This window comes from Streptomyces sp. NPDC006372 (assembly GCF_040612515.1).
In the GTDB taxonomy this organism is placed as follows: Bacteria; Actinomycetota; Actinomycetes; order Streptomycetales; family Streptomycetaceae; genus Streptomyces.
In genome coordinates this window covers 606,763-619,544 of sequence record NZ_JBEXQJ010000001.1, presented here as the reverse complement: position 1 = coordinate 619,544, position 12,782 = coordinate 606,763, and the positions used below count along the sequence as shown (strand labels likewise).

General features: G+C 70.3%; 12 protein-coding genes. 11 read left to right on the top strand and 1 reads right to left on the bottom strand.

Annotation, left to right across the window (positions count from 1 at the left end; all coding sequences use genetic code 11):
- Nucleotides 1–58: 58 nt before the first annotated feature.
- The 7 genes from mreC (at nucleotide 59) to ABZ016_RS02740 (ending at nucleotide 9,574) form a co-directional block, all read left to right on the top strand.
- Nucleotides 59–1,006, top strand: coding sequence for a rod shape-determining protein MreC (gene mreC, locus ABZ016_RS02770; RefSeq protein WP_356914720.1), 948 nt, complete (start codon nucleotides 59–61; stop codon nucleotides 1,004–1,006).
- A gap of 13 nt (nucleotides 1,007–1,019) precedes the next feature.
- Nucleotides 1,020–1,691 (top strand): rod shape-determining protein MreD, encoded by a 672-nt coding sequence (gene mreD / locus ABZ016_RS02765; RefSeq protein WP_356914719.1) that lies wholly within the window; start codon nucleotides 1,020–1,022, stop codon nucleotides 1,689–1,691.
- 184 nt (nucleotides 1,692–1,875) lie between these two features.
- A complete protein-coding gene (mrdA, locus tag ABZ016_RS02760) occupies nucleotides 1,876–4,122 on the top strand; it encodes a penicillin-binding protein 2 (protein WP_356914718.1) in 2,247 nt (748 codons plus the stop codon).
- Entirely contained in the window at nucleotides 4,119–5,321 is a 1,203-nt protein-coding gene (gene rodA, locus ABZ016_RS02755; RefSeq protein WP_356914717.1) for a rod shape-determining protein RodA, read from the top strand. The genes mrdA and rodA overlap by 4 nt, the downstream gene beginning before the upstream one ends.
- Nucleotides 5,322–5,342: 21 nt before the next feature.
- On the top strand, nucleotides 5,343–5,951 hold the full coding sequence (locus tag ABZ016_RS02750; RefSeq protein WP_356914716.1) for a hypothetical protein: 609 nt from the start codon (nucleotides 5,343–5,345) through the stop codon (nucleotides 5,949–5,951).
- 66 nt (nucleotides 5,952–6,017) lie between these two features.
- Complete coding sequence (locus ABZ016_RS02745; protein WP_356914715.1) at nucleotides 6,018–7,520, top strand: CYTH and CHAD domain-containing protein; 1,503 nt, start codon at nucleotides 6,018–6,020, stop codon at nucleotides 7,518–7,520.
- Between the two features lie 89 nt (nucleotides 7,521–7,609).
- The gene (locus ABZ016_RS02740; protein ID WP_356914714.1) at nucleotides 7,610–9,574 is read left to right on the top strand and encodes a TIGR03960 family B12-binding radical SAM protein; all 1,965 of its coding nucleotides are present in this window, start codon (nucleotides 7,610–7,612) and stop codon (nucleotides 9,572–9,574) included.
- Nucleotides 9,575–9,604: 30 nt separating this feature from the next.
- Here the strand turns inward: ABZ016_RS02740 and ABZ016_RS02735 are convergent, their stop codons facing one another.
- Nucleotides 9,605–10,294, bottom strand: coding sequence for a GAF and ANTAR domain-containing protein (locus ABZ016_RS02735; protein ID WP_356914713.1), 690 nt, complete (start codon nucleotides 10,292–10,294; stop codon nucleotides 9,605–9,607).
- Between the two features lie 204 nt (nucleotides 10,295–10,498).
- Here ABZ016_RS02735 and ABZ016_RS02730 point away from each other — a divergent pair, with 204 nt between their 5' ends.
- The 4 genes from ABZ016_RS02730 (at nucleotide 10,499) to ABZ016_RS02715 (ending at nucleotide 12,772) form a co-directional block, all read left to right on the top strand.
- Complete coding sequence (locus ABZ016_RS02730) at nucleotides 10,499–10,777, top strand: hypothetical protein (protein ID WP_356914712.1); 279 nt, start codon at nucleotides 10,499–10,501, stop codon at nucleotides 10,775–10,777.
- Entirely contained in the window at nucleotides 10,777–11,007 is a 231-nt protein-coding gene (locus tag ABZ016_RS02725) for a helix-turn-helix transcriptional regulator (RefSeq protein ID WP_356914711.1), read from the top strand. Before ABZ016_RS02730 ends, ABZ016_RS02725 begins: the two co-directional genes overlap by 1 nt.
- The gene (locus tag ABZ016_RS02720) at nucleotides 11,007–11,474 is read left to right on the top strand and encodes a GNAT family N-acetyltransferase (protein WP_356914710.1); all 468 of its coding nucleotides are present in this window, start codon (nucleotides 11,007–11,009) and stop codon (nucleotides 11,472–11,474) included. The genes ABZ016_RS02725 and ABZ016_RS02720 overlap by 1 nt, the downstream gene beginning before the upstream one ends.
- A 98-nt stretch (nucleotides 11,475–11,572) precedes the next feature.
- The gene (locus ABZ016_RS02715) at nucleotides 11,573–12,772 is read left to right on the top strand and encodes a hypothetical protein (RefSeq protein ID WP_356914709.1); all 1,200 of its coding nucleotides are present in this window, start codon (nucleotides 11,573–11,575) and stop codon (nucleotides 12,770–12,772) included.
- Nucleotides 12,773–12,782: the final 10 nt, after the last annotated feature.

The following is a 12,782-nucleotide window of genomic DNA, read 5'->3' as shown; positions in this document are numbered from 1 at the left end:
CCCTCGGGTTTCCCTGGGGCTCCCCGAATTCCTATGAGGAAGGGCACGGCCGCCGCACGTGAGGGACACACGAGAGAGCCGGCTGCTCCTGGTGCTGCTGATCGCCATCGCGTTCGCGTTGATCACGGTGGACATCCGCGGCGGGGAGGATTCGCCCGTGGACGGCGCGCGGCAGGCCGCGGCGACGGTCTTCGGCCCGATCGAGAGCGGTGTGTCGGCCGGGGTCGCCCCGATCGGCAACGCGGTCTCCGCCGTCCGTGATTCCGGTGAGCGGCACGACCGGCTCAAGCTGCTGGAGGAGGAGAACGCGGCCCTGAAGGCCCGGCTCGGCAGCGACGACCGCAGCCGCAGCCGCCTCAAGCAGCTCGACAAGATGCTGAAGACGGCCGGCCGGGGCCAGTACGGCATCAAGGGTGCCGAGGTCATCGCCATAGGGGCGGCGCAGGGCTTCTCCTGGACCATCACCATCGACGTCGGGGCCAACGACGGCATCAAGCGCGACATGACCGTCCTGAACGGGGACGGGCTCATCGGGCGGGTCACCACCGTCGGGCCCGACACCGCCACGGTCCTGCTCGCCAGCGACCCCGACTTCACCGTCGGCACCCGGATGGAGTCCAGCGACGAGCTCGGCTTCGCCTCCGGGCAGGGCGACCGCCCGCTGCGCGTGGAACTCCTCAACGGCAAGGCGGAGGTCAAGAAGGGCGACCGGCTGGTCACCTTCGGCTCGCAGGCCGACCGGCCGTTCGTGCCCGGCGTGCCCGTCGGCGTGGTCTCCCGCGTCGACCCGTCCGGCGGCGGCCTGACCCGCACGCTGTACGTCACGCCGTACGCCGGCTTCACCAAGCTCGACATCGTCGGTGTCGTCGTCGAGGCCCCGAAGAAGGACCCGCGCGACACGGTGCTCCCGCCCAAGCCCAAGCCGACCCCCAGGCCGACCGTGACGGTGACCGTGACGCCGTCGGCCGAGGCACCCGCAGACGGCCAGAACCAGCCAGAGCAGTAGGAGCTGTCACCCCATGCGCGTCAACCGGATCCTGCTCTCCGCCGTCCTGGTCGTCGTCGCCCTGGTGGTCCAGGTGAGCGTTCTCGCCCGCCTTCACCTGCCCGGCGCCGTGCCCGACCTGATGCTGCTCACCGTCCTCGGACTCGCCCTGGTGTACGGGCACGTCGGCGGCGCCCTCGTGGGCTTCGGCGCGGGTCTGCTCGCCGATCTGGCGCCACCCGCGGACCACGCGGCCGGGCGCTATGCCCTCGTGCTGTGCGTCATCGGCTACCTCGCGGGCTTGGTGAAGCCGGAGACGGGCCGGCTGAAGTCCGCGACCGGCCCCATGGTCGTGGTGGTCGCCGCCGCCCTCGGCTCGACTCTGCTGTACGCCGGGGTCGGCGCCCTCGTCGGTGACACCGCCGCCCGCCACGTGGGCCTGGGCAGCCTGCTGTTCACGGCCGCCCTGTACGACCTGCTGCTCGCCCCGTTCGTCGTGCCCGGGGTGATGGCACTGGCCCGGCGCGCCGAGAACGATCCGCTCGCGGAGTCCGGTTCCGCCGCCAAGGCCACCGACATCTCCTCCGGCTGGCTCTCCGGCGGCACCGGCCTGAAGATCGGCAGCCAGCGGAACGGGCTGCGGGTGAAGGCGGCCCGGGCACGCATGGCGCGCGCCGGGCGTATCAAGGGGGTCAAGCGGCTGTGAGGCCAGGGAAGTTCACCCGAACGGGCCCGTCCGGTCGGAACGCCGGCTCATGGGCCGGTCGTTCATCACTCGTACCCGCACATCCGTGCGTGGGGAGACCTTCGTGTCCGGACCCGGCCTCGGAGCCGGACGCGGCTATGAACCCGCACATCCGTAAGCGCGCTGAGAGGGGGAGGCAGCCGCAGTGACCAACATTCCCGAGACCGGCCGGAGCACAAGGGTCCAGGTCCGGCTCGTCGTCATCCAGGTCCTCGTCCTCTCCCTCCTGCTCACCCTCGGCGGACGCCTGTGGTACCTGCAGATCCGTGAGGGCGCGGCCTACGCCAAGGAGGCCTCCGGGAACCACGTCCAGCAGGTCGTCCAGCCGGCCGTCCGCGGCTCCATCCTGGACGCGCGCGGCGTGGCCCTCGCCGACAACGAGACCCGGCTGGTCGTCTCCGCCTCCCGTACCGACCTGCTGAAGATGAAGGACGACGGCAAGGACGTCCTGACCAAGCTCGCCGGTGTGCTGGGCATGACCCCCAAGGAGGTCATGGCGAAGGTCCGGCTGTGCGACGCCAAGACGCCCCAGCCCTGCTGGAACGGCTCGCCGTACCAGCCCATCCCCATCACCGACGAGGCCACCGCCAAGCAGGCCCTGCAGATCCGCGAGCGCGCCGAGGACTTCCCCGGCATCACCGCCGAGCCGCAGGCCGTGCGCCGCTACCCGAGCCCGGGCAAGGCCAACACCGCGCAGGTCCTCGGCTACCTCTCACCGGTCACCGACGAGGAGATCAAGGAGGCGCAGGACACCAACTCGCCGTACCTGCGCTCCGACCAGGTGGGCCGCTCGGGCATCGAGCGCCAGTACGACAAGCAGCTGCGCGGCAAGGCAGGCGTCACCCGTTACGAGGTCGACAACCTCGGCCGTGTCATCGGCCAGGCCGAGGCCGACCCCACCCAACCGGGCGACAACCTCGTCACCAGCATCGACGCCCGCGTCCAGCGGATCGCCGAGTACCAGCTGAACGAGGCCATGAAGGAGGCCCGCAAGCAGCACGACCGGAACACCGGCACCAACTACAAGGCCGACTCCGGTGCCGTCGTGGTGATGGAGGCCAAGACCGGCCGGGTCGTCGCCATGGCGTCCAACCCGGACTACGACCCGAACGCCTGGGTCGGCGGCATCTCCGCGAAGGACTACGCCCGGCTCACCGGCAAGAGTTCCAACTACCCGCTGCTCAACCGCGCGATCCAGGGCCAGTCGGCGCCCGGCTCGATCTTCAAGGTCGTCCCGACGGCCGCCGCGGTCAACGCGGGCTACTCCTTCGACGGCCCGTACCAGTGCTCCAGCTCGTACTCGATCGGTGGCCAGGTCTTCAAGAACTTCGAGTCCAAGGGGTACGGCCCGATCAGCCTCGGCCGCGCCCTGGAGGTCTCCTGCGACACCGTCTTCTACCGCCTCTCCCACGAGGAGTGGAAGCGCGACGGCGGGACCAAGCCGAAGAAGAAGCCCAACGACTGGTTCTACAAGACCGCCCACCAGTTCGGCCTCGGCGAGGAGACCGGCATCGACCTGCCCAACGAGGTCACCGGCCGCGTCCCCGACCGCCAGTGGAAGCTGAACTACTGGAAGGCCAACAAGGACGCCTGGTGCCGCACCGGCAAGCGGAACGGCAGCTACGCCGAGAAGATCGCCTACGAGAACTGCCTCGAAGGCAACCGCATGCGCGCCGGTGACTCCGTCAACTACTCCATCGGCCAGGGCGACACGCTCGTGACGCCCATCCAGATGGCCACCATCTACGGCGCCATCTCCAACGGCGGCACGCTGTACAACCCGTCCATCGGCAAGGCCGTCATCAGCGCCGACGGCAAGACGGTCACGCCGATCAAGCCCAAGTCGCACGGCAAGCTGCCGATGACGCAGACGACGCGCGACCGCATAGACGAAGCCCTCGCGGGAGTCGCCACCCGCGGTACGGCCGCCTGGCGCTTCGGCGGCTGGCCGCAGGACAAGATCCCGATGCACGCCAAGACGGGTACGGCCGAGGTCTACGGCAAGCAGACGACCTCCTGGTTCGCCACGTACACCAAGGACTACACGGTCGTCATGACCATCTCCCAGGGTGGTACGGGCTCCGGCGCCTCCGGCCCCGCCGTCCGCAACATCTACAACGCGCTGTACGGCGTCTCCGAGGACGGCAAGATCAACGCGAAGAAGGCCCTGCTGCCCACCCCCGAGAAGGCCCTGCCGAAGGTCAAGACGGACGGCACCATCGCCACCCCGAAGATCGCCAAGGACCCGGCCAAGGACCAGCAGGGGAAGAAGAAGGACCCGAACGCCCCGGCCGACCCGCTCCAGCCGGCGACGTCGGCCCCGCCGTCCCCCGAGAACCGTGACACCCGAAGGCGCCGGCGCCGGCGGGGAAGCCGGAGGTTGCCGACATGACCGGCGGTGTGAACAGCTTCCAGGTCTCCGGCTACGGCCCCGAGCGAACCGGCTGGACCCGGCTCCTCGCCCGGGACTCGGTGGCGCGGCGGCTCGACTGGCCGATCCTGCTGTCGGCGATGGCGCTGTCGCTGCTCGGCACGCTCCTCGTCTACTCGGCGACCCGCAACCGTACGGAGCTCAACCAGGGCGACCCGTACTACTTCCTCATCCGGCACCTGCTCAACACCGGCATCGGCCTCGCCCTGATGGTCGGCACCATCTGGCTCGGCCACCGCGGCCTGCGCACCGCCGTGCCCATCCTGTACGGCCTCTCGGTCCTGCTGATCCTGCTGGTGCTCACCCCGCTCGGCTCCACGATCAACGGCGCCCACTCGTGGATCAAGCTCCCCGGCGGCTTCTCCCTCCAGCCCTCCGAGTTCGTGAAGGTCACGATCATCCTGGGCATGGCCATGCTGCTCTCGGCCCGGGTCGACGCCGGAGACAGGCAGTACCCCGACCACCGCACGGTGCTGCAGGCCCTGGGCCTGGCCGCTGTGCCCATGCTGATCGTGATGCTCATGCCCGACCTCGGGTCGGTCATGGTCATGGTCATCATCGTGCTCGGTGTGCTGCTCGCCTCGGGCTCCTCCAACCGGTGGGTGTTCGGGCTGCTCGGCGCGGGCGCGGCCGGCGCGATCGCGGTCTGGCAGCTCGGAGTGCTCGACGCGTACCAGATCAACCGCTTCGCCGCCTTCGCCAACCCGGAACTCGACCCGGCCGGCGTGGGCTACAACACCAACCAGGCCCGTATCGCCATCGGCTCCGGCGGGCTGACCGGCTCCGGCCTCTTCCACGGCTCGCAGACCACGGGCCAGTTCGTGCCCGAGCAGCAGACCGACTTCGTCTTCACGGTGGCGGGGGAGGAGCTGGGCTTCCTCGGCGGCGGCCTGATCATCCTGCTGCTCGGCATCGTCCTGTGGCGGGCCTGCCGTATCGCCCGGGAGACCACCGACCTGTACGGCACGGTCGTGGCGGCCGGCATCGTCGCCTGGTTCGCCTTCCAGACGTTCGAGAACGTCGGCATGACACTCGGCATCATGCCGGTCACCGGCCTGCCGCTGCCGTTCGTGTCGTACGGCGGCTCGTCGATGTTCGCCGTGTGGATAGCGGTCGGCCTGCTGCAGTCCATCCGGGTGCAGCGACCGGTGTCGGCCTAGCGGCCGTAAGAGGGGAGCGGAATGTCCGGGGAGTACGTGGCCCTGTGCCCGGTGACCGAGGAGCTGGTGAGCCATCTCCTCGCGCTGGCGGAGCTGGACCTGACCGACGACGACGCCATCGAGTCGCGGATGAGCGAAGCCGGCTGGCCCGACTGGTCACAGGCGGTGCAAGGGCCCGCGTACGAGGACACCTCCGACGTCCCCGACGCCACCCACGTCACCCCGCAGGGACACTTCGTCACCTGCGACGGCGACGGCTCGCTCCACCTGCCGTTCGCCTACCTCTACTCGGTCGACGGCGGCCTGCTCGACGAGGACTGCTGGGGCCCGCTGCCCGGCTGGACCAGCGAGGAGGGCGCCTGGCGGCCGCAGTTCGACGCCCACTTCGCCACCGTGGTGCAGCGCTTCACCGACCGGCTGGGCCTGCCGAACCACGACATCCGGCAGCCCAGATACGACACCCGGTACGTCAGCTGGCGCCTGGAGCACAATGTGCTGATCGTCGGCCAGGGCCCAGAGCCGCTGTCGTACCACCAGTTCGAGGACGCCCACGTGTACCTCGTCTCGCGGACGGCGAAGGACGCGCCGTTCCCGGACGGCGAGGAGATGCGGGCCCTGCTCACGACCTGAACGCGACGACGTCCCGGGGGACGCCCACCACTGCCGTCCCGGCCGGTCAGCCACTAAATTCGTGCCATGGCGGAGACGAAACGCGAGATCGAGCGCAAGTACGAATCCGACGAGAGCGGGCTGCCCGACCTGACCGGCGTCGCCGGTGTCGCGGACGTCATCGACCAGGGCGTGGCGGAACTGGACGCCACCTACTACGACACGTCCGACCTGCGCCTGGCCGCGGCTTCCATCACCCTGCGCCGCCGCACCGGCGGCTCCGACGCCGGCTGGCACCTCAAGCTGCCGGTCGCCCCCGGTGTCCGGGACGAGATCCAGGCCCCCCTCTCCGACACGGTCCCGGACGAGATCGCCGGGCTGGTCCGCTCGCGCGTCCGCACAGGACAGCTCATGGCCGTGATCCGGCTGCGGTCCGAGCGGGACGTACGCGAACTCCTCGACCACGGGGGGCGGCTGCTCGCCGAGGTGAGCGTGGACGCCGTACGGGCGGAGCGGCTCTTCGACGGCGAAGGCACCGCCCAGTGGACCGAGATCGAGGTGGAACTCGCCGACGACGGTGACCCGGCCGTCCTCGACAAGGTCGACAAGAGACTCCGCAAGACGGGCGTACGGCCGTCCGCCTCACCGTCGAAACTGGCGCGGGCCCTGGCCGAGACGGCACCGCGGAAGCGGCCCACGACCGCCACCGGCAAGCCCGTGACCGCCGGAGACCATGTACGCGCGTACCTGCGCGCCCAGCGCGACGCGATCGTCGAGCTCGACCCGGCCGTCCGCCGGGACGCCGAGGACTCCGTGCACAGCATGCGCGTGGCCACCCGACGCCTGCGCGGCACCCTCAAGTCGTACGGCGCCGTCCTCGACCGCACCCGCACCGACCCCGTCGGCGACGAACTGAAGTGGCTCGCCGGTGAGCTGGGCCTCGACCGGGACCGCGAGGTGCTCACCGGACGACTGGCGGCGGACCTCGACCAACTGCACGCCGCCCAGGCCCGGGGCCCGATCGGAGAGCGACTGCGCGCCTGGGCGAGCGCCGAGCGCGGCGGGACCCGTGGCCGGCTCATCGCGGTCCTGGACTCCCACCGCTACCTCGCCCTGCTCGACACCCTGGACGCGCTGATCGCCGACCCCCCGCTGCGGAAGGCCGCGGGCGGGAAACCCCGCAAGATCCTCGCCAAGGCCCTGAAGAAGGACTTCCACAAGATCACCGGGCTCGTGGAGCGGGCGCTGGCAGCGGAGCCCGGCACCGACCGGGACGTCGCGATCCACGAGGCGCGCAAGAAGGCCAAACGCACCCGCTACGCCGCGGAGGCGGCCGTCCCGGCCCTCGGTAAACCGGCCAAGACCCTGGTCAAGTCCATGAAGTCCCTGCAGAACCAGCTCGGCGAGCACCAGGACAGCGTGATGGCCCGGCAGGCCCTCCGCGAGCTGGCGGCGGTCGCCCACGCGGCGGGGGAGGACACCTTCACCTACGGCCTGCTCCACGAGCGCGAGGAGCAGCGGGCCCTGCGCGTGGAGGCCGAGCTGCCGGCGTTCTGGCACGGGATCAAGGGCGGGGCGGCGGACCTGTAGATCTTCCGGGCGTACGGAGGCGCTCCGCGGTCGCGTTAGGCTGGATGGTCACCCCTGTCAGTTCAGTCCAGCTCACGAAGGTGCGCGACATGCCTGCCGAAGTCGCTGCGTCGGTCTTCCCGCAGCTCGAAGCTCTGCTCCCGCATGTGCAGAAGCCGATCCAGTACGTCGGCGGAGAGCTCAACTCCACGGTCAAGGACTGGGAGTCCTGTGACGTCCGCTGGGCGCTCATGTACCCGGACGCCTACGAGGTCGGCCTCCCCAACCAGGGCGTCATGATCCTCTACGAGGTGCTCAACGAGCAGCAGGGCGTCCTCGCCGAGCGCACCTACAGCGTGTGGCCGGACCTCGAGGAGCTGATGCGGGAGCACGACGTCCCGCAGTTCACGGTGGACAGCCACCGCCCGGTCAAGGCGTTCGACGTGCTCGGCCTCTCCTTCTCCACGGAGCTGGGCTACACCAACATGCTCGCGGCCCTGGACCTCTCCGGGATCCCCCTGGAGGCCAAGGACCGCGGCCCGGACGACCCGATCGTCCTGGCCGGCGGCCACGCCGCGTTCAACCCCGAGCCCATCGCGGACTTCATCGACTGCGCGGTCATCGGCGACGGCGAGCAGGCGGTCCTGGAGATCACCGCGATCATCCGCGCCTGGAAGGCGGAGGGCCGCCCCGGCGGCCGCGAGGAGCTCCTCTTCCGCCTGGCCAGGACCGGCGGGGTGTACGTCCCGGGCTTCTACGACGTCGAGTACCTGCCCGACGGCCGCATCGCCCGTGTCGTACCGAACCGCAGCGGAGTCCCGTGGCGGGTCTCCAAGCACACGGTGATGGACCTCGACGAGTGGCCGTACCCCAAGCAGCCCCTGGTCCCGCTGGCCGAGACGGTCCACGAGCGCATGTCGGTGGAGATCTTCCGCGGCTGCACCCGCGGCTGCCGCTTCTGCCAGGCCGGCATGATCACGCGCCCGGTCCGCGAGCGTTCCATCACGGGCATCGGCGACATGGTCGAGCAGGGCCTGAAGGCGACGGGCTTCGAGGAGGTCGGCCTGCTGTCGCTCTCCTCGGCGGACCACAGCGAGATCGGCGACGTCGCCAAGGGCCTCGCGGACCGCTACGAGGACGACAAGATCGGCCTCTCCCTGCCCTCCACCCGGGTGGACGCCTTCAACATCGACCTGGCGAACGAGCTGACGCGCAACGGCCGCCGCTCCGGCCTCACCTTCGCCCCCGAGGGCGGCTCGGAACGCATCCGCAAGGTCATCAACAAGATGGTCTCGGAAGACGACCTGATCAGGACCGTCGCGACGGCCTACGGCAACGGCTGGCGCCAGGTGAAGCTGTACTTCATGTGCGGCCTGCCGACGGAGACCGACGAGGACGTCCTGCAGATCGCGGACATGGCGACGCGGGTCATCGCCAAGGGCCGCGAGGTGTCGAAGTCCAACGACATCCGCTGCACGGTCTCGATCGGCGGCTTCGTCCCCAAGCCCCACACGCCCTTCCAGTGGGCGCCGCAGCTGTCGGCGGAGGAGACGGACGCCCGCCTGGAGAAGCTGCGGAACAAGATCCGCGGCGACAAGAAGTACGGCCGCTCCATCGGCTTCCGCTACCACGACGGCAAGCCCGGCATCGTCGAGGGCCTGCTCTCCCGCGGCGACCGTCGCACCGGCGCGATCATCCGCGCGGTCTACGACGACGGTGGCCGCTTCGACGGCTGGCGCGAGCACTTCTCGTACGACCGCTGGATGGCCTGCGCCGACAAGGCCCTGGAGCCGTTCGGCGTGGACGTCGACTGGTACACGACGCGCGAGCGCACGTACGAGGAGGTCCTCCCGTGGGACCACCTGGACTCCGGCCTCGACAAGGACTGGCTCTGGGAGGACTGGCAGGACGCCCTCGACGAGACGGAGGTCGAGGACTGCCGCTGGACGCCGTGCTTCGACTGCGGGGTGTGTCCGCAGATGGACACCCACATCCAGATCGGCCCGACGGGCAAGAAGCTCCTGCCCCTGACGGTCAAGAACGCGGCGCCCGCGCCGAGCGGTCACGCGCACTGACCGTCCGGCCGGTTCCCGGGGAGCTCCTGGTCAGGTCAGCCTGCCGCGTTCGCAGACGCGGCGGGCGACCTCGCGGAGCTTGATGTTGTTGTCCTGGGAGAAGCGGCGCAGCACGTCGAAAGCCTGCTTCTCGGTGAGGTCGTGGCTGCCCATGAGGATGCCCATGGCCTCGCCGATGAGGTGACGTGTGGTGATGGCCTGCTGCAGCTGGGCGTGGTTGCGGGCGCTGGAGAAGGCGATCGCGGCGTGCGAGGCCAGCAGCCAGCCGGCGGTTTCGCTGTCCTCGGTGAAGGCCCCGGGGCGGCCGGAGTAGAGGTTGAGCGCGCCGAGCTCTTCCTCCTCGGTGTAGAGCAGGAAGCCCATCATGCTGCCCACGCCCAGGTCCTGGGCCCGGGAGGCGTACTGGGGCCAGCGGGGCACCTCGTGGGTGAAGTCGTAGATGCGGAAGACCCGTTCATCGGTGTCGCCGCGCGCCGCGTCGAAGCAGGGGCCCTCGGCGAGGCGCTCCTGGAGCTGGTCGCTGGCGGTGACCATGTCGTGGGTGGGTGCGAGCGTCTCCACCTTCTTGCCGTGCAGGAGGAGGATGCCGGCCGCGTCGCAGCCCGAGACCAGTTCCGTGGCCGAGTGAGTGATGCGTTCGAGGGTGGCCTCGACCGAGTCCTGGGCCAGCAGGTCCCGGGCCATGGAAGCCATCTGCTGTGCGAACACGCGCCAGTCCACTGTCGTCCTCCTCGGTCCGGGCGCTGATGGTGCTTCAGTACCTCCTGCCCAAGGTGCCACGCGTTGCACAGGTCTGATGCGTCATCGCGCGCCGTGTCCGGCCTCCTCCACTTCCGACCCTCTCACCTCCGGGGGCAGGGCGCCCCTTGCGTAACCTATCGAGTGTCGATAGATTTCAATCGTGGCTCGATCGAAGGGGTGGTGATGGGGAAGCCGGCCGTAGCAGCGTTGCGTGTGGTGCTGCTGGCCGTCGACCTCGACGGTCTGAACGCGCAGTACGCGCGTCTCCGCACCCCGATCCTCGTGATCACGATCCTGGGTATCGTGTCGGCCCAGGTCGTCGTGATCGGGGTGGTACTGCTGCTGTGCGGGGTCGTCGTCGCCGTGCTGGTCGTGCTCGTGCTGCGGGTGCTGCTCGCGCAGGCCGTCACACGGGACATCGAGGCGGCCCGAATGCGGGCCGAGTTGGAAGAGGTCATCTGATGCCGATCGCCGTCGACATCGACGTGATGCTGGCCAAACGGAAGATGTCCGTCGGCGAGTTGGCCGAACGCGTCGGCATCACCCCCGCCAACCTGGCCGTCCTCAAGAACGGCCGCGCCAAGGCGGTCCGCTTCTCGACCCTCGCAGCCCTCTGCGAGGTCCTCGAATGTCAGCCGGGGGACCTGCTGCGCTGGGAGTCGGACGGCGCCGCCGACCGCACAATGCCCTGATGGAGAACATCAGCATCCGCCCGGCTCGACCAGGCGAACTGGCCGCTGTGGCCGCACTGCGGTGGGACTGGCTCGTGGAGAACGGCGGCGAGGCCGTCGGCGAACGCGAGGACTTCGTCAGGCACTTCACCGGCTGGGCCGAGGAGAACGCCGGGTCGCACCGGTGCACGGTGCTCGTGCGGGACGACGTGGTCATCGGAATGGCCTGGCTCGCCGTGGTGCGACGGGTGCCCACGCCGCGGGCGCCGCGGCGGGCCTCCGGAGACCTCCAGTGCGTGTACGTCGTCCCCGGGGCGCGGGACGCCGGACTGGGCGGGCGGCTCATCGAGGCCGTCCTGGACGGGGCTCGCGAGCTCGGGCTGGAACGCGTCACCGTGCATTCGAGCCCGCGGGCGATTCCCGCCTACGCCCGGCACGGCTTCCAGGAGTCGCCCCGGTTGCTGCAGGCGCATGTCGCGGGTGCCTGAGTCGTATGATCATGCGGCCTAGTGGAGGTTCTGCGGGAGAACGGGGCGGGACTGTGCGGTGCTGGATCCGGGCGGGGCGCTGAGGCGTCTACGACGGTATGGATCTGGAGAAGCCGCCCCGAGAGGGTTCCGAGGCGCGGGTCGATCTGCGCAAACCTGCTGCTGAGCGGGCTGAGCGGGCTGAGTCGACCGGATCGGTCGTCCGGCGGGAGCCGGAGGCGCCCGGAGGGTGTCTCGTCGTCGCGATCCGGATTCCCGTACGGATCGTCGTGCTCCTGCTGGTCGTCCCCGTGCGGATGGTGTGGGACGCGCTCGTCGTGGCCGGGCGGTTCCTGAACGACGTGCTGTTCCGGCCGCTGGGGCGGGCGCTGCTGTGGCTCGGGCGGGCGCTGTTCGTCTGGCCGTTCGTGGGGCTGTGGCGGTATGCCGTGGTGCCGGTGGCGAAGGCGCTCGGGTGGCTCGGGTACGTCCTCCTCGTCGTGCCTGCGGTGTGGTGCCACCGGTACGTACTGACCCCGGTGGGGCATGCGATCGCCTGGGTCGCGCGGGGTGTCGGAGCCGCCCTCGGCTGGGTGTACGCGTATCTGCTGACGCCCGTCGGGCACGCCGTGATGTGGGTGCTCAGGGGGCTCGGGGCCGTGCTCGCCGCGATCGGGACCGGCGTGTACACGGCCCTGGCGTGGCTGGTGCGGTACCTGCTCGTCGTCCCCGCCGTGTGGCTGTACACGTGGGTGCTCGCGCCGGTCGGGCGCGCGATCGTCTGGTGCGGCAAGGGGCTCGTGTGGCTCGTGCGCATGATCGTCACCGGCATCGGTGTCGGCCTCTACTGGATCACCCGCATCCTGCTGGTCCTTCCGGCGCTCGCCCTCTGGCGCTGGATCCTGGCGCCGGTCGGCCGGGTCCTCGCCGTCATCGGACGGGAGGTCCGGGACGCCCTCGGTCACGCGTGGCGCGTCGCCGGGCACATCTCGCTCGCCGTCGGGCGGTTCCTCGGCACCCTCTTCCGGTGGATCTTCGTCGAGCCGGTGCGGTGGGTGTACCGCAGCGTCCTGACGCCCGTCGGCCACGTGGTGAGGGACGCCGTCCTGCGGCCCGCGGCCGAGGCCGCCCGCAGTGTGGGACGCGCCACCCGGCAGGCACTCGCCTCCGCCCGGGAGTCGGTACGGCAGGCCCGCGCCGACTTCCGGCGGATGCTCTTCGGGGAGCCGGGGCAGCCGCAGCCGGTCCACCGGGGGGAACCTTCGGGCGGCGAGGCACGTACTCTTGGTAGCAGTACGACCGCTCTCACGAAGGACTGAACGACACTGG

Coding starts and splice junctions, on each gene's coding strand:
- mreD (WP_356914719.1), top strand. CDS start 1,020: ATGCGCGTCAACCGGATCCTGCTCTCCGCCGTCCTGGTCGTCGTCGCC.
- rodA (WP_356914717.1), top strand. CDS start 4,119: ATGACCGGCGGTGTGAACAGCTTCCAGGTCTCCGGCTACGGCCCCGAG.
- ABZ016_RS02750 (WP_356914716.1), top strand. CDS start 5,343: ATGTCCGGGGAGTACGTGGCCCTGTGCCCGGTGACCGAGGAGCTGGTG.
- ABZ016_RS02745 (WP_356914715.1), top strand. CDS start 6,018: ATGGCGGAGACGAAACGCGAGATCGAGCGCAAGTACGAATCCGACGAG.
- ABZ016_RS02740 (WP_356914714.1), top strand. CDS start 7,610: ATGCCTGCCGAAGTCGCTGCGTCGGTCTTCCCGCAGCTCGAAGCTCTG.
- ABZ016_RS02730 (WP_356914712.1), top strand. CDS start 10,499: ATGGGGAAGCCGGCCGTAGCAGCGTTGCGTGTGGTGCTGCTGGCCGTC.
- ABZ016_RS02725 (WP_356914711.1), top strand. CDS start 10,777: ATGCCGATCGCCGTCGACATCGACGTGATGCTGGCCAAACGGAAGATG.
- ABZ016_RS02720 (WP_356914710.1), top strand. CDS start 11,007: ATGGAGAACATCAGCATCCGCCCGGCTCGACCAGGCGAACTGGCCGCT.
- ABZ016_RS02715 (WP_356914709.1), top strand. CDS start 11,573: ATGGATCTGGAGAAGCCGCCCCGAGAGGGTTCCGAGGCGCGGGTCGAT.